The sequence below is a fragment of the Streptomyces sudanensis genome, from assembly GCF_023614315.1.
Lineage (GTDB): Bacteria > Actinomycetota > Actinomycetes > Streptomycetales > Streptomycetaceae > Streptomyces > Streptomyces sudanensis.
The window spans coordinates 1,304,148-1,327,403 of the sequence record NZ_CP095474.1 but is presented as its reverse complement, the minus strand read 5'-3'; the positions used below and the strand labels follow the sequence as shown (position 1 = coordinate 1,327,403).

The window sequence follows — 23,256 nt, the reverse complement described above, 5'->3', positions numbered from 1 at the left end:
CGNGTGCCGCGGGGGCGGAGGCGGCCGGGGACGACGGCTGGGAGCGGCGGATCGCGGGCGGGCTGGCGTTCCTGCGGCGCCGCCTCACCGGCGAGTACGAGGTCGACGAGTTCGGCTTCGACGAGGAGCTGACCGACCAGGTCCTGATGTCGTTGCTGCGGCCCCTGTTCGAGAAGTACTTCCGGGTGGAGGTGCGGGGGGTGGAGAACATCCCGTCGGAGGGCGGGGCGCTGGTCGTGGCGAACCACTCGGGCACGCTGCCGCTGGACGCGCTGATGATGCAGGTCGCCGTCCACGACCGCCATCCGGCGGGCCGTCATCTCCGGCTGCTCGCCGCGGATCTGGTGTTCGTGCTGCCCGTCGTCAGCGAGCTGGCCCGGAAGGCCGGGCACACGCTGGCGTGCGCGGAGGACGCGGAGCTGCTGCTCCGGCGCGGCGAGGTCGTCGGGGTGATGCCGGAGGGCTTCAAGGGGATCGGGAAGCCGTTCGGCGAGCGGTACAAGCTCCAGCGGTTCGGGCGGGGCGGTTTCGTGTCGACGGCGCTGCGTGCCGGTGTGCCGATCGTGCCGTGCGCGATCGTCGGCGCGGAGGAGACGTACCCCATGATCGGGAACTCCAGGACGCTGGCGCGGCTGCTGGGTCTGCCGTACTTCCCGATCACGCCGACGTTCCCGTGGCTGGGGCCGCTGGGCGCGCTGCCGCTGCCGACGAAGTGGACGATCCAGTTCGGCGAGCCGATCCCGACGGACGGGTACGCGCCGGAGGCGGCGGAGGACCCGATGCTGATGTTCAACCTGACGGACCGGGTGCGGGAGCAGATCCAGCACACGCTGTACAAGCTGCTGGTGCGTCGGCGTTCGGTCTTCTTCTGACCGTACGGGTGCGGGTGTTTCCGCCCGTATGGGCACGGCGCCGGGCGCCGCTCCGTGGGGAGCGGCGCCCGGCGCCGTGTGGGTGCGGTGGTGTCAGCGGGTGCCGTCGCTGTCGATGTCGAGGCCGGGGAGGAGGCCGGGGAGCAGCGGCGGGAGGGTCACGTCGGGCGTGGGCGCGGGTGCGGGGGTGGTGGACTCCGGGGGGTCGCCCTGGGANNNGGGCGGTGCCGAGGTGGCGGGCCGGTCCGGTTCGAGCAGGCCGCCCGTGCCGCCGCCGAGGAGGCCGTCGCGGGTGGCCTCGCTCGAACCGCCGGACGGGCCGGGGGCGTGGTCCGTGCCGCCCGTGGACGGGACGCGGGGGGTGGGCGGGGCCTGGCCGGACGGGCCAGGGGCGGTCGGGGCGGTGGTGGCGCCGGGTTCGCCGGGGCGGCGGTCGTCCTGGCCGGGGGCGTCGGGCAGTTGCGACTTGAGCGGGGCGACCTGCTGGTCTATGGCGTCGAAGACGGATGTCACCTGATCGCGCACGTCGGTCAGTTGCCGGGGGAGCCTGGCGCGCAGGCCGTCCCATGTGCCGCGGTGGTTACGGGCGAACGAGTCGAGCGTGGCGATGGGGTCGATGCGGCCGTCCCGCTCGTAGGCGAGGCGGAGCAGGCGGTGGCCCTCGGAGACGTCGCGGTGCATGCCGTCGAGCGTGCGGCGGATCTCGCCGAGCGATTCCTGGTCCAGTTCGCCGGACCGGCCGCGTTCCAGCAGGCGCCGGGTTTCGTTGAGCCGGGTGGAGGCGTGGGTGAGGTGGATCTCGCCGCGGTCGGTGTCGTCGTCGGCGAGGCCGAGCTTGAGGTCCTCCATGCCCCGCTTCAGCCCGTACAGGGTGTCACCGGGGAGGGCGTCGGAGCTGGCGGCGGCGACTCCGCCGAACGCGCCCGCCGCGACGCCCACGGTGAGGCCCCCGGCGGCCAGGCCCTTCGTCCAGCGGGTGCGGGGCCGCAGTCTTCGCAGGGCGGTGGCGCGGTGGGCGCCGCGGCCGTTCGGGTTCCGCTGTCCCGGGACCGCGGGGTCGGAGGACGCGCCGCCCGCGGCCGCGTCCTCCTGGGACATCGCTTCCATGGCGGCGACGAGCCGGGCTCGCTGCACCGCCTTCACTTCGGGGTCCAAGGTGGGCTTCGGCAGTTCGCCGAGGTTGTTCGCCAGGGTCAGGAGCCGGTTCTGCTCGCCGGGTTCGGCCGACGCCTCGGGCTGCTGGGCCGCCTGGTCTTCCAGGGCCTGGGCGAAGGCGTTCGCCCGCCGGTGCGCCGATACGTTCGCGATCACTGGCGGCACCTCCTCTCGTCATGACGGTCGACTCCCCAGGGGGTCCGGAAGGTTGCGCACGCCGAACGCATCCACACGAAGGAGTGGACGGGGGTGGACGAGGCGCGACCAGAGGGAGCCTGCAGCCCGCACAACGAGTGTCGCGGCGCCTGGGTTACGGACGGAAGATGATCGGACCAGCGCGTCATGGGGTGGTCACCGGGAGTGGGTCGGAGGGAGGAGGGCGGGCTCGGCGGGTCAGCGGGCGTCTTCGGGGAGGAGCCGGGCGAGCGTGCGCACGGCGCGGTACTGGAGGGTCTTGATCGCCCCTTCGTTCTTGCCCATCACGCGCGCGGTCTCGGCGACGGACATGCCGTGCAGGAACCGGAGCGTGACGCACTCCTGCTGCTGGGGGTTGAGCTTGCGGACGGCTTCGAGGAGGGTGGCGTTGGAGAGGGATTCCAGGACCGAGTCCTCGGGGCTGCGCTCGACCTCGTTGGCGTCGAGCATTTCGCCCGTGGTCACTTCCAGCCGGAACCGGCTCGACTTGAAGTGGTCGGCGACCAGGTTGCGCGCGATCGTGACCAGCCAGGCGCCGAAGTCGCGGCCCTGCCAGGTGAAGGTGGAGATCCGGCGGAGGGCGCGCAGGAAGGTCTCGCTGGTCAGGTCCTCGGCGGTCGCCTTGCCGCCGACGCGGTAGTAGATGTAGCGGTACACGGTGTCGCTGTACTGGTCGTAGAGGCGGCCGAAGGCCTCGGCCTCCCCGGCCTGGGCGCGTTCGACCAGTTCCATCATGCGTCCGCCGTCGCTGTCGGCGGCGGGCCGGCGGGCGGTGGTCGAGGTGCCCGCGCCGCTCCGCCCGCCCCTCCTGGCGACGGCGGCGGCGGCTCCGCCGGCCAGGGCGTAGCAGTGGCCGGCGGTGGCCGGTGCGGCGAGGGCGGGGACGGCGTACGCGGTGGGGACGAAGCCGCGCAGGTGGTCGAGGACCGTCGCGCGCAGCGCAGCCAGGCCCGAGGCGTCAACCCCGACGTGTGGGTACACGGGACTCCCAGAGGCAGAGCTTCCATCACGTGCAGTGCGGGACCGTTCACCCGTCGTGACGACGTGTGGGGGGTTCCGAGTGCGTTTGAGGAGAATAACGCTTTGTGCAGGGAGCGCTACACCGAGTTGCTCAAATCGTCGATTCAGTCGTTTTTGTTACGACTGGACGATGCAATCAGTCACATTCGGTGACCGCTTTTTGTTGAGGTGGTTCGGTTTTTGTTTACCCGGTGCTCTGATCTGCCCGAATGCGGTAGGGGGGACTGGGGTCCCGGCCAGGGGGGTAGGACCCCGTGAATGGCGCCCTCCGCCTCCGCGGACCGCGCGGCCCGGCCGCCGGGGCTACCGGTCGGCTCCCGGTGGGCTTCCGGTGGGCGGCTCCCGGTCAGCGGCGGCGCCGGTGCAGGGCCACCGCGGCGGCCGTGCCGCCCGCCAGCGCGCCCACGCCCGCCGCGGCGGGGATCCCGACCTTCGCGGCCTTGCGGCCCGTCCGGTAGTCGCGCAGCCGCCACTCCCGCTCCTTGGCGTACCGGCGCAGCTTCGCGTCCGGATTGATCGCGTAGGGGTGGCCGACCAGCGACAGCATCGGGATGTCGTTGTGCGAGTCGCTGTACGCCGCGCAGCGGTCCAGCTCCAGCCCCTCGGCGGCGGCCAGGGCCCGTACGGCCTCCGCCTTGGCCGGGCCGTGCAGCGGCTCGCCGACCAGGCGGCCCGTGTACACGCCGTCGATCGACTCGGCGACCGTGCCCAGCGCGCCGGTCAGCCCGAGCCGCCGGGCGATGATCGTCGCCGTCTCCACGGGCGCCGCCGTCACGAGCCAGACCTTCTGCCCGGCGTCCAGGTGGGCCTGGGCGAGGGCGCGGGTGCCGGGCCAGATGCGACCGGCCATGTACTCGTCGTAGATCTCCTCGCCGATGTCCATCAGCTCGGAGACGCGGTGGCCCTTCACGATCGACAGGGCGCTCTCGCGGGCCTCCTGCATGTGCTCCGGGTCCTCGACGCCGGCCAGCCGGAACCACGTCTGCTGCCAGGCGAACCGGGCCAGTTCGCGGCGCTGGAAGAACTTGCGCTTGTACAGGCCGCGGCCGAAGTGGAAGAGGGCCGCGCCCTGCATGACGGTGTTGTCCAGGTCGAAGAAGGCGGCGGCGCGGACGTCGCCGCGCACCGGGAACTCGACCGAGGGCTCCGCCAGTACCCGGTCCAGGAGCTCCAGCTGCCGGGAGGTCTTGCGCGCCGCCTCCGCGGCGGCCTCGCCGGCCAGCACGCTGCGCGCGGTGGCGGGGCGCCTACGGGGTGAGAGCCATGCGAGTGCGGCCATGGCGTGAGCATAGCCAGTACGCCCACCGTCGCCCGACTCGTGGGATGCCGACGTGTGAACCCCTCGCGGCGAAGGTGTGAAGCGGCGTGTCGGAGAGCGGACAATGGGGTGCATGTTCGGACGTGCGAGGAAGAGGCCGGCCGGTCCGCGGACCGTGACGCTCATCGGTAAGCCCGGGTGCCACCTGTGCGACGACGCGCGCGAGGTGGTGAGGCGCGTCTGCGCCGAGACGGGCGCCGTGTGGGAGGAGAAGGACATCACCGAGGACGGGGAGCTGCACCGCGCCTACTGGGAGCAGGTCCCCGTCGTGTTGGTGGACGGGGAGCAGCACACGTTCTGGCGGGTGGACGCGGGGCGGCTGCGGGCGGCGCTGCTGGGGTGACCCGGGCCCGGCCGGGGCCGCCGGGGAGCCGGCGATGGCGGCGGTGGTGGCCGAAGGCGGTTACCATCGGGTGTTTTTTGTTCGGTTTCGGGGGCGTCATCGTAGGGAGTGTGCACGGCTTTGCCCTATCTGGAGATCGAACGCACTGAGGCTCCCTTTGGTTCCACGGTGGCGCGAAGAGTGTGCGTGACCCCGGTCACTTTGAGGGGACAAAACAGACATCATCTTTGTGCACGTGTTCACAAAGACATAGCCTGCTATCGACGGGGCGGCCTTGGGACGGGCCGCCCGCAGCCCCGCTCATCCCGCAGGAGCACCGTGGCAACTGGCCGAACCCACCGACCGGCGACTCGCAGCCGAGGCATTCCCGAGGCCACCGTCGCCCGGCTCCCGCTGTACCTGCGGGCGCTCACCGCCCTGTCGGAGCGCTCCGTCCCCACGGTCTCCTCCGAGGAGCTCGCCGCGGCGGCCGGGGTGAACTCCGCCAAGCTGCGCAAGGACTTCAGCTACCTCGGCTCCTACGGCACGCGCGGCGTCGGCTACGACGTCGAGTACCTCGTGTACCAGATCTCCCGCGAGCTGGGCCTGACCCAGGACTGGCCGATCGTCATGGTCGGCATCGGCAACCTCGGCGCGGCCCTCGCCAACTACGGCGGCTTCGCCTCCCGCGGCTTCCGGGTGGCGGCGCTGCTCGACGCGGACCCGTCGCTGGTCGGCAAGCCCGTCGCGGGCATCCCCGTCCGGCACATCGACGACCTCGAGAGCATCGTCGAGGACAACGGCGTCTCCATCGGCGTCATCGCCACGCCCGCCGGGGCCGCCCAGCAGGTCTGCGACCGGCTCGTCGCCGCCGGGGTCACGTCCATCCTGAACTTCGCGCCGACCGTCCTGTCCGTCCCGGACGGCGTCGACGTGCGCAAGGTCGACCTGTCGATCGAACTCCAGATCCTCGCCTTCCACGAGCAGCGCAAGGCCGGCGAGGACGGTGCCGGGGGCGCGGTCGGTGCCGTTGACGGTGTGGGTCTCCCGGCCGTCGCGTCCGCCGCCGCGCAGGCCGCCCCCGCGACCGCCGCGGGCCGTGAGGGAACGGACGGGGACGTCCCCGCCGTGATGCCGGCATGAGCCTCCTCGTCGTCGGCCTCAGCCACCGCAGCGCCCCGGTCAGCGTGCTGGAGCGGGCCTCCCTCGACTCCGGCACGCAGGGCAAGCTGCTCCAGGACGTCCTGGCCGCCGAGCCGGCCGCCGAGGCCGCGGTCCTGGCGACCTGCAACCGCATCGAGCTCTACGCCGACGTGGACAAGTTCCACGCCGGCGTCGCCGAGCTGTCCACGCTGCTCGCCCGGCACAGCGGCCTCGGCCTGGAGGAGCTGACGCCCTTCCTGTACGTGCACTACGAGGACCGGGCCGTCCACCACCTGTTCTCCGTCGCCTGCGGCCTGGACTCGATGGTCGTCGGCGAGGGCCAGATCCTCGGCCAGATCAAGGACGCCCTCGCCCGCGCCCAGGAGCTGCACACCGCGGGCCGCCTGCTGAACGACCTGTTCCAGCAGGCCCTGCGGGTCGGCAAGCGCGCCCACAGCGAGACCGGGATCGACCGGGCCGGTCAGTCCCTGGTCACCTTCGGCCTGGAGCAGCTCGCCGCCGGCGCCGGGGGCGTGCCGGCGTGGGCGAGGGGCAAGCGCGCCCTGGTCGTCGGCGCCGGTTCCATGTCCTCGCTCGCCGCGGTGACCCTCGCGCGGGTCGGCGTCGGCGAGGTCGTCGTCGCCAACCGCACCGTCGAGCGCGCCGAGCGCCTCGCGCGGTCCCTCGCCGAGCCCGGCGGCACGGGCGTGTCCGCCCGCGCCGTCCGCATGGCCGAGGTCGGCCAGGAGCTGACCCGCGCCGACGTGGTCGTCTCCTGCACGGGGGCGACGGGCCTGGTCCTCACCGGCGTGGCCGTGGAGGCCGCCATGGCGGACCGCACGGCTCCGCTGGACATCCTCGACCTGGCCATGCCCCGCGACGTCGACGCCGCCGTGCACGGCATGGCGGACGTCCGGCTCGTCGACATCGAGTCCCTCGCCGAGGCGTCCGCCGACGCGCCGATGGCCAGCGACGTCGGCCGGGTCCGCACCATCGTCTCCGACGAGGTCGCCGCCTTCGGCGCCGCCCAGCGCGCCGCGCACATCACCCCGACCGTCGTCGCCCTGCGCGCGATGGCCGCCGACGTGGTGGCGACCGAGGTGGCCCGCCTGGAGGGGCGCCTGCCCGGCCTCGACACCAAGCAGCGCGCCGAGATCACCCGGACGGTGCGCCGCGTCGTCGACAAGCTGCTGCACGCGCCGACCGTGCGCGTGAAGGAGCTCGCCGGCGAGCCCGGCGGCGCCGGGTACGCCGACGCGCTGCGCACACTCTTCGACCTCGACCCGGAGGCGGTCGCCGCCGTCTCGCGGGCCGACCTGAATGACGCCGACGTGAACCGAGGGCGAGTATGACCGAGAGGGCCCAGAGCACCCAGAGGGCACTGAGGCTGGGAACCAGGCGCAGCAAGCTCGCCATGGCCCAGTCCGGGCAGGTCGCGGACGCCGTCCGCCGGCTGACCGGCCGCCCCGTGGAGCTCGTCGAGATCACCACGTACGGGGACGTCTCCCGCGAGCACCTCGCGCAGATCGGCGGCACGGGCGTCTTCGTCGCCGCGCTGCGCGACGCGCTGCTCGCCGGGGAGGTGGACTTCGCCGTCCACTCCCTCAAGGACCTGCCGACCACGCAGCACGAGGGCCTCGTGCTCGCCGCGATCCCGGTCCGCGAGGACCCGCGCGACGTGCTCGTCGCCCGCGACGGGCTGCCGCTCGCCGAGCTGGCCGCGTCCGCGCGCGGCGGCACGGCCCGCGTCGGCACCGGCTCGCCGCGGCGCATGGCGCAGCTCAACGCGTACGCCCGCGACCACGGCCTGCGGATCGAGACCGTCCCCATCCGGGGGAACGTCGACACCCGCGTGGGCTACGTCCGCGGCGGCGAGCTCGACGCGGTCGTCCTGGCCGCGGCGGGCCTCAGCCGCCTCGGCCGGATCGGCGAGGTCACCGAGTTCCTGCCGTTCGACACCGTCCTGCCCGCCCCGGGCCAGGGCGCCCTGGCGATCGAATGCGCGTCCGGCGACGACGACCTCGTCGCCGCGCTCGCCCCGCTCGACGACGCGCACACCCGCGCGGCCGTCACCGCCGAGCGGTCCCTGCTCGCCGCCCTGGAGGCCGGCTGCTCCGCCCCCGTGGGCGCGCTCGCCGACCTGCCGGCCGGCGGACAGGATGTTCATGAGATGCGCCTGCGCGGCGTCGTCGGCACGACCGACGGCTCCACGCTGGTGCAGTTGTCCACCACCGGTCCCGTACCCACGTCGCACCACGACGCGGTGGCCCTCGGCCGCGAACTCGCGGAGGAGATGCTCGCCAAGGGCGCGGCCGGTCTTATGGGGGAGCGAGCACTTTGAGCCCCATCACTGCATCCAAGGCTTCCTCGGCGTTCTCCGCGTACGGGCACGTCACCTTCCTCGGCGCCGGACCCGGGGATCCGGGGCTGCTTACTCTCCGCGCCGTCGAGGCGCTGGCGGGCGCGGACGTACTGATCGCCGAGCCCGATGTGCTCGACGTCGTACGCGGCCACGCGCGGGCGGGTGTGAGCACGCCCGAGCTGGCGGTTGTCGACGAGGCGTCACTGACCGCCGGGGTCCCGGTGTTGAGGGACGCCGCCAATCTTGTCATGGAGGCCGCGCGGGGCGGCAAGCGGGTGGTGCGTGCGCTCAGCGGCGACCCGGGCCTCGACGGCGACGCGGCGGCCGAGATGCTCGCCTGCGCCACCGCCGGCATCCCCTTCGAGGTGGTGCCCGGCATCGCCGCCGCGGTCGGCGTGCCCGCGTACGCGGGTGTCCCGCTGCGCGACGAGCGGGGCGCGGACGTCCGGTTCGTGGACGCCCGCACCGCGAGCGACCGCTGCTGGGCCGAGGTCGGCGCGTCCGACGGCACGGTGGTGGTGTCCACGACGCTGGACGCCGTCGCCGCGGCCGCCGGCGAGCTGGTCGCGGCCGGCCGCAAGCCGGAGACGCCGCTGACGGTGACCGTCGCCGGGACCACCACCCGGCAGCGGACGTGGTCCGCGACGCTCGGCACGATCGCGCAGACGCTGAAGCAGGCGAAGGCCCTGCCCTCCCCGGAGGGCCACCGGCCCGTCATAGCCGTGGTCGGGGAGCGCGGTACCGCCGCCCAGCGGGACCAGCTCGCGTGGTTCGAGTCCAAGCCGCTGTTCGGCTGGAAGGTCCTGGTGCCGCGCACCAAGGAGCAGGCGGCGTCGCTCTCCGACCAGCTCAGGTCGTACGGTGCCGTGCCCAGCGAGGTCCCCACCATCGCCGTGGAGCCGCCGCGCACCCCGCAGCAGATGGAGCGCGCGGTCAAGGGCCTGGTCACGGGCCGCTACGAGTGGATCGCCTTCACCTCGGTGAACGCGGTGAAGGCCGTCCGCGAGAAGTTCGAGGAGTACGGGCTCGACGCCCGCGCCTTCGCCGGGATCAAGGTCGCGGCGGTGGGCGAGCAGACCGCGAAGGCCCTGGTCGACTTCGGCGTCAAGCCGGACCTGGTGCCCAGCGGGGAGCAGTCCGCGGCGGGCCTCCTTGAGGACTGGCCGCCGTACGACCCGGTCTTCGACCCGATCGACCGGGTGTTCCTGCCGCGCGCGGACATCGCGACCGAGACGCTGGTGGCCGGGCTGATCGAGCTGGGCTGGGAGGTCGACGACGTCACGGCCTACCGGACGGTACGCGCGTCGCCGCCGCCGGCGGAGACCCGCGAGGCGATCAAGGGCGGCGGTTTCGACGCGGTGCTGTTCACGTCGTCGTCGACGGTGCGGAACCTCGTCGGCATCGCGGGCAAGCCGCACAACGTGACGGTGATCGCCTGCATCGGCCCGGCGACCGCGAAGACCGCCGAGGAGCACGGCCTGCGGGTGGACGTGCTGTCGCCGGAGCCGTCGGTGACCAGGCTGGCGGAGGCCCTGGCGGAGTTCGGCGCGAAGCGCCGGGCGGCGGCGCTGGAGGCGGGCGACCCGGTCACCCGGCCCTCCGAGCGGCGCCCGGGCGCGCGGCGGAGGCGGACGACGACCTGACCGGTCCCGGCCCGGCCGGGCCGGNTCCCGAGCGGTGGCGGGGCGGAGGGGCACCTGGCGGGTGCCCTCCGCCCCGCCGGTGCGTGACCGGGGGAGGCGGCGGCGGGGCCCGCCGTCCGGCACGGGCCCCGTGCGGTCCCCGCGGACCGGCCCCGTGGGTTCGCTCAAGGCGCCGCGGGTCCGCAGGGGCCTCGCGGCCGACCGGTGCCGAGGGGCGCGGCCCGTGGGGGCCGGGCGGGCGAGGCCGCGTCCGGCTCCGGACCGGGGTACTCCTCCGGTAGTACCGCCGTGTCGTCCGCGCGGTGGAGCGGAGTGGCCCGTGGGCCGATGCCCGGCCGCCCCCTCGCCTGCGACCTTGGTGCCGAGGGGCCGGACGGCGGCCCGCCGGAGCCGAGGAGCGCGCATGCGGACGACTCTCCCCCCGCCGGAACCGGCCTCCGCCCGCCCGGGGCGGTTCCGCGCCGCGTGGCGGGCGGCCCACCAGCCCGCCGAGGGGGTGTCCCGGCGGATGCGGCTCATCGCGTACGCCGTGCCGCTGGCGGTCCTCCCGTCCGGTGTCTGGCGGCTGCCCGCCGCGTTCTCCTACGGGGTCCCGCCCGGCGAGTGGGTGTACATCGCCTTCCTGTCGATCGTGTCCGAGGCCCTCGCGTTCACCGCGATCGGGCTGGTCGCCCGCTGGGGCGAGGTGTTCCCGCGCTGGGTCCCCCTCCTGCGCGGCCGCCGGGTCCCGGTGAAGGCGGCCGTCGTGCCCGCCGCCGTCGGGGCCGTGGTCCTCACCCTCCTGTGGACCGTGGCGGTCCCCGTCACCGAGGTCATGGACGTGACGATCCGGGGCGGCGAGGTGCCGTCCGACTACCCGGGCAGGGCCGGGGGCTGGGAGGCCGCGTGGTTCTACCTCTGCTACGCGCCGCTGGTCCTGTGGGGGCCGCTGCTGGGCGTGCTGACCGTCGCCTACGCCAGGCGCCGCCGGGCGGCCCCGAGGAGCTGACCTTCGTTCCGGAGCCTCGCCGCGGCACGTCCGGGGCGCGGGAGTTCCCTGCCCGTGGGCGCCGGGCGCCCCGCGCTCGTCGGGGAACGCGGCCCCCGGCGGGCGGGAAGCGCGGCGCGGCGGCTCCGGGGAGGGCCGCGGGTACGGGCGCCGCGGCCCCGGCGCCCGCCNCCGTCGGCGGCGGGTGCCGTCCCCGCCGACGAGGCGTACGCGTCACACGACGGGCCGGTACGGGACGGGGCAGGCGCCCGTGGCGGCCGGGACGGGGCCGGGGTCCGGGTCCGGGCTCGGGTACGGGTCGGGGCCGCCCCGGTCAGGCGCCGGTGGCGGCCGGGACCGGGTCCGGGCCGGGACCCGGGTCGGGTGCGGAGGCGATGAGCTGGGTGAGCAGGTCGAGGCCGGGGCGGTCCACGGACCGGGCGTTGGCGCTGAGGACGACGACCGCGGCCCGGTGTTCGGGGGCCACGGCCAGCAGGCTGCGGTAGCCGCCGGTGCCGCCGTTGTGGAACAGGATCCGGTGCCGCGTACGGGGCAGGGGGATCGAGAGCCAGCCGGGGTGGACGGTGACCCTGGTGCCGACGCGGTGGGCGGTGGCGCGGGTGAGGGCGACGGCCTCGCCGAGTTCCCCGGGTACCGGGTCGAACTGGGTCCGGGCCAGGGCGAGCAGGTCGGGCACGGTGGAGTGCAGCCCGCCGGCGCCGGCGAGGGCGGCCAGGTGCCAGGGCGGCCGGGGGCGGCCGGTGCGGGAGTGGCCTCCGGCCAGTCGCGCGGCGCGTTCCGGGTCGAGGACGACGCGGGTGTCGGTCATGCCGAGGGGCTCGCAGACCTCGGTCCGTACGAGGGTGTCGTAGTCGGTGCCCGCCCGGCGGGCCAGGGCGAACCCGAGCAGGCCGGCGCCGAGGTTGGAGTAGTGGAAGCGGGTGCCGGGCACCGACCGCAGGCGGGTGCGCCGCAACCCGTCCAGCAGGAACTCGCCCGTGCAGCCCGCGTAGGGGTCCGACCGGAACAGGCCCCGCCACAGAAGGCCCTTGGGCAGCCGGGGCAGGCCGGAGGTGTGGCAGGCCAGGTGCGCCAGGGTGACGGCCGCGCCGCCGCGTTCGGGGACCGTGATGTCGCCGGGCAGCAGGTCGCGCAGCGGCTGGTCCAGCCGTACGGCGCCGCGCGCGGCGAACCGGGCCAGGACCAGCGAGGTGAGTGTCTTGGTGACGGAGCCGATCTCGAACAGCGTGCCCGGGTCCGCGCCGTGCAGGGCGGACCGCCCGCCCAGGACGGCGCCCACCGCGACGGCGCCGCGCTGCCGCGCGCCGAGCCGCTCCGCCGTGCGCCGTACCAGGTCGTCGAGGGATGAGGTCACGGTCGTCACGCCTCCGTCCGGCCGAACAGGCGCCGGCCGCCGTACTTCTTGTGCACGGCCTGCTTCGAGACGCCCAGCGCCTCGGCGATCTGCGTCCACGTCGCCCCCGCCGTCCGCGCCCGGTACACCAGGACTTCCTCCTGGCCCTCCAGGCGGCGGCGCAGCGCGGCCGTCTCGCGCAGCGCTTCGAGGGGGTCGGCGTTCCCGGTGATGGGTGAGAGGTCTACTCCGGTCATGCGTCAACCGTAGTTGACTCTCCTCTCGATCGTCAACAAAGATTGACCATGCTGGTGGGAGTGGTGACGAGGCTCCCGACCGCCCCGCCCCCGACGGCCCCTGTCCGGGTCGCCCGCGTCCCGCCGCCCCGGCTGTCCGGGCTGTCCGGGCCGCCCCCGCTGTCCGGGCTGTCCGGGGCGCAGGATCGGCACCCGGTCGCTCCCGGCCCGGAGGCGTCCGATATTCCGCAAAACCCTTCCCCTGCCCGCCCGTTCATGTATCCTGCAAGGCTTTGCCCGGAGCGATGGCGTCACATCCGGGCGCCACATCCAGGCGTCACATCCAGGCGCCACATTCAGTGGGGGGAGACCACGGTGAGCGGTACAACGGGAAACCGTCCGGGAGAGCCCGGAGAGCCCGGAGAGTCCAAGCAGCCCGGCCAGCCCGGCCAGCCCGGCCAGCCCGGCCAGCCCGGACGGCCCGGACGGCCCGGCGAGTACGACGAGCAGGTCGCGCGTCTGGCCGCGGGCTCGGCCAACTTCGGCCACCTCCTGCGCCACGAGCCTTTACTGGTGACGCTCGGCTGCTCCGCGGAGTCGTACGTCCACACCGACCCGCACGCGGCCATGGTGAAGGCCCGCCTCTTCGGCGAGGTCCTGGCCCGGCACCTGGTCACCCTCCTCGGCGTCACCGTCCCCGGGAACCGGCAGGTCGACCGGATCAACGCCCTGGTCCGGGCCGAGGTGCTGGTCCCGCAGGTGCGCGGCTGGTTCGAGGCGATCCGCGCCACGGGCAACCGCGCGGTCCACGAGTACTACGCCAACGTCCGCGAGGCGCTGCGCTGCGTCGAGACGTGCTTCCGCCTCGGCGACTGGCTCCACCGCGCCTCGGACCCCTCCGACACCGCCCACCGGGTGTTCCTGGCTCCCGCGCCGCCCTCCGCCGCGCCCGTGCCGGCGACCGCCGCCGACCTGCACGAGCTGGAGCAGCTGCGCACCGAGCTCGACGCGTACCGCCGCAGGCTGGAGGAGGCCCGCCTCCGGTACGACGGCAAGCAGAGCCGCCTGGAGCGCGAGCGGGCCGCCCGCGAGCAGGCCGAGGCGGAACTGGCCCGCGCGGAGGCCGAACGGGCCGCGCTGCACGACCTGGTCGCCGAACTGAGCGAGAAGATCACCGAGCTGGCGGCGCCGGACATGGAGTCCCGCTCGGCCGCCCGCCCGCTGGACGGGGCGTCGCGGCGCGACGAGTTCATCGCGCACGCGCAGAAGGCCGCCCGCCCGCCGATGAGCGAGGCCCAGGTCCGGGCCGAGCTGGACCGGACGCTGGAGCGGGCGGGCTGGTCCGTCCAGGACGACGCGACCAAGAACCTTTTCGCGGGCCGGGGCGTCGCCGTCCGGGAGGTCTCCACCGCCGTCGGCCGCGCCGACTACCTCCTCTACGTCGACCAGCGCCTCGTCGGCGTCATAGAGGCCAAGCGGGAGGGCGCCGACCTGGAGGCCGCCATGCGGCAGGCCGCCCGCTACGCCACCGGCCTCACCCGCAGCCAGCAGCTCAGCGCCTGGCGCGCCAGCCTGCCCTTCCGGTACGTCGCCGACGGCAACACCGTCCGCTTCCACAACGCGCTCGACCCCTCCCCCCCGCACCCGCGAGGTCTTCGCCGTGCACCGGCCGGAGACGGTCGCCCGCTGGGTCGAGGAGGCCGAGGCCGACCCGGAGGCGCCCACACTGCGCGCCCGGATGCGCCGCCTGCCGCGGACCTTCCTCGACCCCGCGCCCCTGCGCCCCGCGCAGCTCACCGCCATCACCGGCCTGGAACGCTCCCTCGCCAAGGACGACCCGCGCGCCCTGATCCAGATGGCGACCGGCGCCGGCAAGACGTACACGGTGGTCAGCGAGAGCTACCGGCTCCTGAAGCACGCCGGCGCCCGGCGCATCCTGTTCCTCGTCGACCGCAACAACCTCGGCGGGCAGGCCGCCACCGAGTTCGAGAACTTCGACACCCCCGACGACGGCCGCAAGTTCACCGAGCTGTACGTCGTGCAGCGCCTCGCCGGGGACACCGTCCTGGGCTCCGCGCACGTGGTCGTCTCCACCGTGCAGCGCCTGTGGATGGCGCTGACCGGCCGCGACGTGCCGAGCGCCGACCGCGAGGACGCGGCCCTGGACCGCTACGACCTGGTGAAGGAGCCCGTCCAGGTCGGCTACAACCCGGACCTCCCGCCGGAGACCTTCGACCTCATCGTCGTCGACGAGTGCCACCGCTCCATCTACGGCAAGTGGCGCGCGGTCCTGGAGTACTTCGACGCCCACCTGGTCGGCCTGACCGCCACCCCCGTCAAGCAGACCTTCGGCTTCTTCTACCAGAACCTGGTCAGCGAGTACCCGTACGAGCAGGCCGTCGCCGACCGCGTCAACGTCGACTTCGACGTCTTCCGCATCCGCACCGAACTGGGCGAGAACGGCGGGACCATCCCGGCGGAGACGGTCGTCCCGATGCGGGAGCGCAAGACGCGCCGCGAGCGGTACCAGGAGCTTGAGGAGGACCTGGAGTGGAAGGCGTCCCAGCTCGGCCGGCAGGTCATCAGCAAGGGCCAGTTGAAGCTGGTCGTGGAGACCTTCCGCAAGCACCTGTTCACGGACGTCTTCCCGCCGGTGGGGGAGGGTGAGGCCCGGCGGGCGCGCACCCACGTGCCCAAGACGCTGATCTTCGCCGTGGACGACAACCACGCCGACGAGATCGTGGAGACGGTCCGGCAGGTCTTCGGCGAGAGCGACGACTTCTGCCGGAAGATCACCCACGCGGCGAAGCGGCCCGCCGAGCTGATCAAGGCGTTCCGCAACAGCCCCGAACTGCGCATCGCGGTCACCGTCGACATGATCGCCACCGGTACCGACATCCCGCCGCTGGAGTGCGTGTTCTTCCTGCGGGACGTGAAGAGCTGGGCGTACTTCGAGCAGATGAAGGGGCGCGGTTCGCGCACGGTGGACCCGGCGGAGTTCCAGGCCGTCACCCCCGACGCGCAGGTCAAGGAGCGGTTCGTGATCGTCGACGCGGTCGGCGTGACGGACTCGCCCCGCGTGGACGCCCGCCCCCTCAACCGAATCTCCGAACGGAAGATCCCGCTGGAGCGGCTGATGGCCAAGACGGCGGGCCTGGCGATGACCGAGGACGAGATCGCCACCCTCGCGGGCCGCCTGGCCCGCCTCGACCAGCAGCTCACCGCCGAAGAACGCGAGGAGGTCGCGGAGCTGGCGGGCCGGCCGCTGACGGAGATCGTCGGCGACCTGGTCCGGTCCGTCGACCCCGACCAGCAGGAACGGGCCCGCCGGATCGGCGGCGAGGCACAGGTACGGCGGGAGATGCTGGACGCGCTGAAGCCGATCGCCGCCAACCGCGAACTGCGCGACCGGCTGATGTCCATGCGCCGCGCCCACGACATCGTCATAGACGAGGTGAGCGTGGACGAGGTGAGGGAGGTGCGCGGCATCACGGCGGACGAGCTGGCGATGCGGCGCGTGACCTCCTGGAAGCAGTACCTGGAGGAGCACCGGGACGAGACCACCGCGTTCGAGGTCGCCTTCCGCGAGCGGAAGGACCCCAGGGAGGTCTACCGGCGGCTGAAGGACCTGGCCCGGAGGATCGAGCGGCCCCCGTTCCAGTGGACCCCGGCGCGGCTGTACGACGCGTACGTGCAGCTCGGCAAGGCCGCCCGGCACCCGCGCGGCTCGGCCGGCGTGGTCGACCTGATCGGCCTGCTGCGCTTCGAGCTGGGCCTGGACCATGAGGTACGGCCGTACCGGACGCTGGTGGAGGAACGGTACGCCGCGTGGCGGGCCCGCCAGGAGCAGGCGGGAGCGGTGTTCACGGAGGACCAGACGTGGTGGCTCGACCGCATGGTCGACGTGATCGCCACGGACGCCGCGATCGAACCCGCGCATTTGAAGGACGTACCCTTCATCGAGCGCGGGGGCGTGGACGGATTCCTGAGGGAGTTCGGTCCGGACCGCGCGGCGGAGATTCTGGATGAACTGGGACGGGAGTTGGGCGCGTGAGTTTGGAAGATGACGCCCCTTGGGAGTTGCCGAAGGGCTGGACCTGGGCAAGCTTCGGAGACGTGGCTCATGTAGCCAGCAATCTTGTGTCCCCTCTCGATTATCCTGACCTGCCGCATATTGCGCCGAACCATATCGAGTCAGAGACGGGACGTCTGTTGCCCTTCTCTACTGTGGCTGAGGACGGCGTAAAGAGCCCGAAGCATCGTTTCTTTGAGGGGTGCATCCTCTACTCGAAAATCCGCCCGTATCTTGCCAAGGTGGTCGTAGCAAAATTTGGCGGCCTGTGTAGTGCGGACATGTACCCAGTCTCCACCGAATTGGATCATGGGTATCTTGCTCTTTGGCTGCGTAGTCCGGCGTTTACGGAATTTGCTGCCGGGTGTCAGGGTCGATCCGTTCTGCCCAAGATTAATAAAGAGGCCCTGGTGAAGCTCCCTGTCCCAGTTCCTCCTCTGGAGGAGCAGGGGCGCATCGTCGCCGTGCTCGAAGAGCAGTTGTCGCGACTTGACGCAGCCAGCGAAACTCTTCGCCTCAGTGAGCGTCGCATTGACCGGTACCTCCAGTCGGTTTTGTATCAGATGACTTCCGGTTTTGACACGGCTTGCCTGGGTGATGTTCTAGCTTCTGGCTTGACAAACGGGCGATCCGTTCCAACCCGATCGGGCGGGTTTCCTGTCCTTCGCCTCACAGCCCTGTCTGACTCTTACGTCGATCTGGCGCAACATAAAGAAGGTGACTGGGAGGAATCGGAGGCTTCATCCTTCCTTGTTCAGCGAGGAGATTTCCTCATCGCTCGTGGAAATGGTTCACTCTCTCTCGTTGGCCGTGGCTCGCTTGTTGCCGATGCTGCATTCCCGGTTGCCTATCCTGATACCATGATTCGGGCGCGACCTGACGCCGACGAACTTCTCCCAGAGTATCTGCGCATTATTTGGTCTTCTCTTTCCGTAAGGCGTCAGATTGAGAGCAGGGCGCGCACGACTGCCGGTATCTACAAGGTAAATCAGAGAATTCTTGGGGAAATCGAGTTCCCGCTTCCTGATGTGTCTACTCAGCGAGAGCTATGTGCTCGATGGGCCGCCATCGAACAGCATGCTCGGCATCTCATGCACACTGTGTCTGCCAGCAAGCAGCGAAGTAACGCCCTCCGCCGGTCCCTCCTGACCGAAGCTTTCGCCGGACGCCTCGTCCCCCAGGACCCCGCTGACGAGCCCGCTACCGCCCTGCTCGACCGCATTCGTACGGAGCGGGAGGCGGCCGGGGCCGCCAAGTCCGGGCGCCGGGGCCCGCGTCGGGCGCCCGCCCAGCGGAAGCGCACGCCCGGCACCGCGCCCAGCACCGCACCCGACACCACACCCGGCACCGCGCCCGCAGCGGACGACGCGCCCCCGCCGCCCCGGGCCGACGGCCCGGCCCTCGCCACCGCCACCCAGCCCACCCTTGACCTGGAGATGCCCTCGTGACCACGACCGAGGCCCGTCGGCTCGTCGACAAGCTCTGGAGCTACTGCCACGTCCTGCGCGACGACGGCGTCTCCACCATCGACTACGTCGAGCAGTTGACGCTCCTCGTGTTCCTGAAGATGGCGCACGAGGCGCAGTCCCGCCCCCCGATGTTCCGCGAGCAGATCATGCCCGAGGGCACGGTCTGGGAGGGCCGTGGCTGGCCCGAGCTGCTGAACAACGACGGCGCCGAGCTCGAAGCCGCCTACACCCAGCTCCTCGAAGACCTCGGCGCCCAGCGCAAGGACACCACCTTCCATCTGATCTTCAACGGGGCGAGGAACCGCATCCACGACCCCGCGAAGCTCAAGCGGCTGGTCAAGGACCTGATCGACAAGGAGAACTGGTCGGGTCAGAAGACCGACATCAAGGGCGACGCCTACGAGGAACTGCTCTCCCGCGGCGCGGAGGACATCAAGTCCGGCGCGGGCCAGTACTTCACGCCGCGCCCGCTGATCCAGGCCATCGTCGACTGCGTCCGCCCCACCCCGGACGACACGATCACTGACCCCGCCTGCGGCACCGGCGGCTTCCTGCTGTCCGCCGCCGAGTACATCCTCGACGAGTACGGCAACCGCCTCACCCCCGAGCAGCGCGAACACCTCAGCAGCGGCGGCATCTGGGGCACCGAGCTGGTCAGGAACACCGCCCGCCTCGCCGCGATGAACCTCTTCCTCCACGGCATCGGCCAGCCCACCGGCAAGGCCCTCGTCCGCACCCGGGACGCCCTCGCCGCCCCGCCCGACAAGCGCGCGAGCCTGGTCCTGGCCAACCCGCCCTTCGGCAAGAAGTCGTCCATCACCGTCTACGGCGACGACGGTTCGGCGGCCCGCGAGGCGATCGCGTACGAGCGCCGCGACTTCTGGGTCACCACGACGAACAAGCAGCTCAACTTCATGCAGCACATCGCCTCGCTGCTGGAGATCAACGGCCGGGCGGCGGTCGTCGTCCCCGACAACGTCCTCTTCGAGGGCGGCGCGGGCGAGACCATCCGCCGCCGGCTGCTGAAGGAGTACGACGTCCACACGCTGCTGCGCCTGCCCACCGGCATCTTCTACGCGGGCGGCGTCAAGGCCAACGTGCTCTTCTTCGAACGCAGGCAGGCCCGCCCCAACCAGCCGTGGACCGAGAAGCTGTGGGTCTACGACTTCCGCACCGCCCAGCACTTCACCCTCAAGCAGAACCCGCTCACCCGGGCCCACCTCGAAGACTTCGTGCAGTGCTACCGCCCCGGCGAGGACCGCTCCAAGCGCGTCGAGACGGAGCGCTTCAAGGCGTACACGTACGAGGAGCTGACCGCCCGCGACAAGGCCAACCTCGACATCACCTGGCTCCGGGACCCCAGCCTGGACGACGCGGACAACCTGCCCGCGCCCGAGGTGCTGGCCGCCGAGATCGTCGAGGATCTCCAGGCCGCGCTGGAGGAGTTCGCCGCGATCGCGGAGACCTTGCAGCAGGCCCGGGGCGGCGCCCCGGCGGAGGAGGCGGCGGAGGAGTCGGCGCCGGTCACCGACTGAGCGCAGACTGGCCCGCACCCGTCAACTCGGGTGCGGGCCGGTCGAGTTCGCCGAGTCAGCGCCCGGAGGCGTACGGCAGGAAGGCCGCCCAGGTGGTCGGGGCGAGGGCGAGGCGAGGCGAGGCCCGGCAGGGTTCTTGGAGTCCCGTACGAGGATCTGGTCGGGGGCGGTCGCTACCTCGACGCAGTCGGGTCCTTCAGCAGTGCTGTAACTGCTCTTGATCCAGGCGACCTCGACGCAGGAGGGGCCGTCGTCCGAGCTGTAACTACTCTTTATCCACTCCAGCTTGTTGTCGGCTCCGTCAGAGTGCTTGAGGGTCATGGCTCTCCCAGCATGTCTTCGATGAAGGCCAGCGACTCTCGTGGGGTGAGAGCCTGCGCCCGGATGATGCCATAGCGCATGTCGAGGACCGTGGTCTCTTTCGGGTCGGTGATCACGCGATGGGTGAGCTGGACCTCGTTCAGTCCCACGGCTGCTCCGTCCTTGAGCTTGAGCAGTCGGAAGGGGCCGCCGAGGCCCGAGTTCTCATCGCTGCTCAGAGGCAGCACCTGAAGGTCGACGTTTCGTAGCTGAGCCACTTCCGACAACCGTTTGAGCTGGTTGCGCATCACCATTGCGTCCCCGATCAAGCGGCGCAGCGTCGCCTCACACAGCACAAAGCTGAGGACGGGACGGGTTGTTGGGGCGCAGAAGATCTGCTGACGATCGAGGCGGGCGACTACCCGTTGCTCCAGTTCCTCTTCCGTGAACTGAGGTCGCCGGGAGCTGAATACGGCCCGCGCGTACTCCTCCGTCTGCAACAGTCCGTCGATGACAGAGTTGTTGTAGGAGCAGATCTCGACCGCTTCGGCCTCCAGGCGCCTCACGTCCCGTACCTTCTTCGGGTACCGCGCCTCCGCAACATCTCCCTTCATCGCGGCGATCCTGCCGCCCGCGGCCAGCACCTCGTCCGCCGCGTCCAGGTACTCCGGGCGGGGGATGCGGCGCCCGCGCTCCACCGACGAGACCAGTTCCTCCCCGTACCCGATGGCCGCGCCGAACTCCGCCTGCGTCAGCCCGGCCGCCTCGCGCCAGAGCTTGAGTTGACGGGCCACGGCCTTGATGACCGCCCCGGCCTCGTCGTCCTCCAGTCCCGCGTCCCAGTCGCTCATGTCCCGCCCCTCCCGTCGAGCCCTTTCCCGTTCAACTCCGTACGCCCGTACGGGGACACGCTCGTACTGCCCGGACGGAACCGGACAACGTTCGGACGGCTGTCCTCCGCACGGGTCGTCTTGCTTCACAGGCTATGCATGTGCGGACACGCTGGGTGATGTGAATCACCAAATCACCTCCACGGCCACCCCCGCCGAGCCGACCGCTCCCCCCGCCGAGTCGGCTCGGCGGNGNNTATAAGNCGAGNCGGNCGCCCCCGCCGCCGAGCCGGCGGCTCCCGTCCCGTCGCACCGGTTCTCCGTGCCGCTGCCCGCCACCCGGCGCGGTGCGCGTCTCGCCCGGCTGCTCGCGGCCCGGCAGTTGCGGGAGTGGGGACTGCCACCGGACCCGGCCCGGCTCGTCGTGGCCGAACTCGCGGCGAACGCCGCGCTGCACGGCCGGGTACCCGGCCGGGACTTCCGCCTGGCACTGTCCGTCACCGCGTCGGGGACGCTGCGGGTGGAGGTCACCGACACGCGGGACGACCGGATGCCCGCGCGGGGAGGCCCGGCCGCCGGGGCGCCGGGCGAGTCCGGGTACGGGTTGCTGCTGGTGCAGGAGCTGGCGGACCGCTGGGGCGTCCGGCACGGCCCGGTCCCCTGCAAGACCGTGTGGGCCGAACTGGACCCGTCCCCCGACGACGGCCCCTGAGCGACGGCGCCCGGGCGTCCGGGTCAGGTGTCCCCGACGGTGATGCCGAGTTCGTCGACGAGGGCCTGGGCGAGGTCCGCCCGCCCGCCGGGGCCGATGCGGACCCCGGCCGGGTTGGCGACGCCGCGGACCTGGGAGAGGTCGCTGCCGCCCAGGTCCGTGTCCCGGTACCGGCCGCCGCCGAACGCGGTCAGCCTGAGGCGGCAGTCCGAGAAGACGGCGCCGGACAGGTCGCGGCCGGTGAACACCGCCTCGGTGAGGGCGCAGCCGACGAAGGCGACCGGGACGGCGACGCGGACCTTCTCGAAGCTCGCGTAGTCGAGGCGGCGGTTCTCGAAGAGCACGTCGTCCAGGACGAGGCCGTCCAGCGTCCGGGCCACCGACAGGTACGGGCCGGGCTCGTCGAGGTCGGGGGTGGCCACGGTGACGCGGCCGAGGACACGGCGGGCCATGGGGCTCCTTCGACGCGGTACCGGGCGGCCCGGCCCGCGGTCACCGGCGGGCCGGGCCGTCGGGACTCCTTGTTCTTCCAATCGTCCCAGGTGGGGCGGTTGTCGAACGTGGGCGTGGGGTCGTCCCGGGTCGACCGGTTGTCGAACGTACCGGTGACAGGCCCGGGGCGTGCGGCCTTCAGGAGGGACGTGAATCCCGAGGACGAGTCCGTCACGAGCGCGGTGGCGTCAGGGGCGATGCTCACGGACATGGCGTGTGACTCCTTCGAGTAGGGCGATCTCGGCAGTTGTGCAGTACCGGGTCCTGGTGCCGTCGAACCGGCCGTCGTGCTCGAAGTACCGGTTGGCCGCGTGGGCGCCTCCACAGAACGCGAGAGTGGGACAGGCGGTGCGACAGGCGTCCACGCCGTCCCAGAACCCGGTGATCCAGGGGCGTGCGCTCCTCGGCCTCGGCCACGAGGACGTCCAGGCCGGTGTGGAGCACGTTGCCGGTGGTGAAGTCGCCGAAGCGACTGTCCTCGAACCCGGCCGGCTCCGGGCTGGCCCGAGGGCATGCGACTTCAAGTCGATATCAGGAATTTTTGGCCAACCAACCGGATTCTTCTTCACAGGTGAGCGTGATTTTGACGATGATCTTCTCCGGCCCCCACGGGGGGCGAACGAGAGGATGACGCATGCGCAAGTTCGGTGGGATGGTATTCGCCGCCACGATCGCCCTGGCTTCCGGTACTTTCGCCACACCGGCCGCGGCCGGCGAAGCCGGTGTCAACCCGGTAATGAGCAGTACTGTTTCCGTCCATACCCGCGGAGACGGCACCCAGCCGCCTGCGGAGTTGGGTGACCCCAAGGAGTGGGGGGTCGTGGAGCTCACGCTTGCCGATTTAGCAGAAAGTGACGTCAGGCCGCTGACCGTCGTTCAGGTCGGTGGTGGAACGTGGAGCTACGGTTGGCAAGCCCGAAACGACATGAAATACTGCTACTCGAACTACTATCATGGTGGCGTGACGCACGGTTCCACCGTGAACATGGTCGGGCGCATAGTGAAGGACGTCAAGCCCGCCGGGCAGACTTCGAACGCCAACTACACGGCGGGGCTGGCCTACACGTGCTACACCTACTACGCCAAGTACTGAACCCCCGCTCTTCGATGTCCGGCGTGTCCGGAAACTTGATACGGCATCGAAAATCAGCGGGGCGCCGGCTGTGAATCAATGCGCCTGGGTTCCTGTGTGATCGCCGGCGCAGGAACCCGGGCGTTCACCACTTTGCTCCAGTGGAAAACCGCAGGATAAGGAAGTA

The 23,256-nt window shown here is 71.9% G+C and carries 19 protein-coding genes and 3 pseudogenes; 13 read left to right on the top strand and 9 right to left on the bottom strand.

What is annotated here, in order from left to right; translation table 11 throughout:
• Window positions 1-3: 3 nt before the first annotated feature.
• Window positions 4-872: lysophospholipid acyltransferase family protein (locus MW084_RS06055; protein ID WP_275563503.1), on the top strand; the 869-nt coding region annotated here is incomplete at its 5' end.
• A gap of 219 nt (window positions 873-1,091) precedes the next feature.
• On the opposite strand, the gene MW084_RS06050 is transcribed toward MW084_RS06055, so the two are convergent.
• The 3 genes from MW084_RS06050 to MW084_RS06040 form a co-directional block, all read right to left on the bottom strand.
• Window positions 1,092-2,183, bottom strand: a 1,092-nt coding sequence (locus MW084_RS06050) for a DUF5667 domain-containing protein (protein WP_275563502.1), incomplete at its 3' end; no start/stop codon positions are given.
• 237 nt (window positions 2,184-2,420) lie between these two features.
• Window positions 2,421-3,203 carry an ECF subfamily RNA polymerase sigma factor, BldN family gene (locus tag MW084_RS06045; RefSeq protein WP_010470010.1) on the bottom strand — a complete coding sequence of 261 codons (783 nt, stop codon included), beginning with the start codon at window positions 3,201-3,203 and terminating at the stop codon, window positions 2,421-2,423.
• 385 nt (window positions 3,204-3,588) lie between these two features.
• Window positions 3,589-4,521, bottom strand: a complete 933-nt coding sequence (locus tag MW084_RS06040; protein ID WP_029553432.1) for an HAD family hydrolase — start codon at window positions 4,519-4,521, stop codon at window positions 3,589-3,591.
• 103 nt (window positions 4,522-4,624) lie between these two features.
• Between MW084_RS06040 and MW084_RS06035 the strand changes: the two genes are divergently transcribed.
• The 6 genes from MW084_RS06035 (at window position 4,625) to MW084_RS06010 (ending at window position 11,018) form a co-directional block, all read left to right on the top strand.
• On the top strand, window positions 4,625-4,903 hold the full coding sequence (locus MW084_RS06035) for a glutaredoxin family protein (protein WP_029553431.1): 279 nt from the start codon (window positions 4,625-4,627) through the stop codon (window positions 4,901-4,903).
• A 318-nt stretch (window positions 4,904-5,221) separates the two neighbouring features.
• Window positions 5,222-6,025 (top strand): redox-sensing transcriptional repressor Rex, encoded by an 804-nt coding sequence (locus MW084_RS06030; RefSeq protein WP_010470002.1) that lies wholly within the window; start codon window positions 5,222-5,224, stop codon window positions 6,023-6,025.
• On the top strand, window positions 6,022-7,377 hold the full coding sequence (locus MW084_RS06025; RefSeq protein WP_010470001.1) for a glutamyl-tRNA reductase: 1,356 nt from the start codon (window positions 6,022-6,024) through the stop codon (window positions 7,375-7,377). Before MW084_RS06030 ends, MW084_RS06025 begins: the two co-directional genes overlap by 4 nt.
• A complete protein-coding gene (gene hemC, locus MW084_RS06020) occupies window positions 7,374-8,366 on the top strand; it encodes a hydroxymethylbilane synthase (RefSeq protein WP_029553430.1) in 993 nt (330 codons plus the stop codon). Before MW084_RS06025 ends, hemC begins: the two co-directional genes overlap by 4 nt.
• Complete coding sequence (locus MW084_RS06015; RefSeq protein WP_010469996.1) at window positions 8,363-10,030, top strand: bifunctional uroporphyrinogen-III C-methyltransferase/uroporphyrinogen-III synthase; 1,668 nt, start codon at window positions 8,363-8,365, stop codon at window positions 10,028-10,030. The genes hemC and MW084_RS06015 overlap by 4 nt, the downstream gene beginning before the upstream one ends.
• Window positions 10,031-10,433: 403 nt before the next feature.
• Entirely contained in the window at window positions 10,434-11,018 is a 585-nt protein-coding gene (locus MW084_RS06010) for a hypothetical protein (protein WP_010469993.1), read from the top strand.
• Window positions 11,019-11,331: 313 nt separating this feature from the next.
• Here the strand turns inward: MW084_RS06010 and MW084_RS06005 are convergent, their stop codons facing one another.
• Together MW084_RS06005 and MW084_RS06000 are read right to left on the bottom strand one after the other, a co-directional pair.
• Window positions 11,332-12,381 (bottom strand): serine hydrolase domain-containing protein, encoded by a 1,050-nt coding sequence (locus MW084_RS06005; RefSeq protein ID WP_010469991.1) that lies wholly within the window; start codon window positions 12,379-12,381, stop codon window positions 11,332-11,334.
• The gene (locus tag MW084_RS06000) at window positions 12,378-12,608 is read right to left on the bottom strand and encodes a hypothetical protein (protein WP_010469990.1); all 231 of its coding nucleotides are present in this window, start codon (window positions 12,606-12,608) and stop codon (window positions 12,378-12,380) included. The genes MW084_RS06005 and MW084_RS06000 overlap by 4 nt, the downstream gene beginning before the upstream one ends.
• 48 nt (window positions 12,609-12,656) lie before the next feature.
• Between MW084_RS06000 and MW084_RS24310 the strand changes: the two are divergent.
• The 4 genes and pseudogenes from MW084_RS24310 to MW084_RS05980 all read left to right on the top strand — a co-directional run.
• Window positions 12,657-14,156: pseudogene (locus MW084_RS24310) on the top strand (type I restriction endonuclease); the annotation flags it as partial.
• A gap of 91 nt (window positions 14,157-14,247) precedes the next feature.
• A complete protein-coding gene (locus MW084_RS05990) occupies window positions 14,248-16,641 on the top strand; it encodes a DEAD/DEAH box helicase family protein (RefSeq protein ID WP_010469984.1) in 2,394 nt (797 codons plus the stop codon).
• Window positions 16,638-18,107 (top strand): restriction endonuclease subunit S, encoded by a 1,470-nt coding sequence (locus MW084_RS05985; protein WP_078571529.1) that lies wholly within the window; start codon window positions 16,638-16,640, stop codon window positions 18,105-18,107. Before MW084_RS05990 ends, MW084_RS05985 begins: the two co-directional genes overlap by 4 nt.
• The gene (locus MW084_RS05980) at window positions 18,104-19,663 is read left to right on the top strand and encodes a class I SAM-dependent DNA methyltransferase (RefSeq protein ID WP_010469980.1); all 1,560 of its coding nucleotides are present in this window, start codon (window positions 18,104-18,106) and stop codon (window positions 19,661-19,663) included. Before MW084_RS05985 ends, MW084_RS05980 begins: the two co-directional genes overlap by 4 nt.
• A 55-nt stretch (window positions 19,664-19,718) precedes the next feature.
• Here the strand turns inward: MW084_RS05980 and MW084_RS05975 are convergent.
• Window positions 19,719-19,984, bottom strand: a pseudogene (locus MW084_RS05975) (DUF397 domain-containing protein).
• Window positions 19,981-20,814, bottom strand: a complete 834-nt coding sequence (locus MW084_RS05970; RefSeq protein WP_010469975.1) for a helix-turn-helix domain-containing protein — start codon at window positions 20,812-20,814, stop codon at window positions 19,981-19,983. Before MW084_RS05970 ends, MW084_RS05975 begins: the two are co-directional and overlap by 4 nt.
• A 252-nt stretch (window positions 20,815-21,066) precedes the next feature.
• Between MW084_RS05970 and MW084_RS05965 the strand changes: the two genes are divergently transcribed.
• A partial coding sequence (locus tag MW084_RS05965; protein ID WP_420833730.1) for an ATP-binding protein occupies window positions 21,067-21,505 on the top strand: 439 nt, incomplete at its 5' end.
• 23 nt (window positions 21,506-21,528) lie between these two features.
• On the opposite strand, the gene MW084_RS05960 is transcribed toward MW084_RS05965, so the two are convergent.
• Window positions 21,529-21,957 carry a pentapeptide repeat-containing protein gene (locus MW084_RS05960; RefSeq protein ID WP_010469971.1) on the bottom strand — a complete coding sequence of 143 codons (429 nt, stop codon included), beginning with the start codon at window positions 21,955-21,957 and terminating at the stop codon, window positions 21,529-21,531.
• An 80-nt stretch (window positions 21,958-22,037) separates the two neighbouring features.
• Window positions 22,038-22,208, bottom strand: a pseudogene (gene amcA, locus MW084_RS24480) (multiple cyclophane-containing RiPP AmcA); the annotation flags it as partial.
• A 423-nt stretch (window positions 22,209-22,631) separates the two neighbouring features.
• On the opposite strand from amcA, the gene MW084_RS05955 reads away from it, so the two are divergent.
• On the top strand, window positions 22,632-23,090 hold the full coding sequence (locus MW084_RS05955) for a lactococcin 972 family bacteriocin (protein ID WP_010469969.1): 459 nt from the start codon (window positions 22,632-22,634) through the stop codon (window positions 23,088-23,090).
• The last annotated feature ends 166 nt before the right edge of the window (window positions 23,091-23,256 follow it).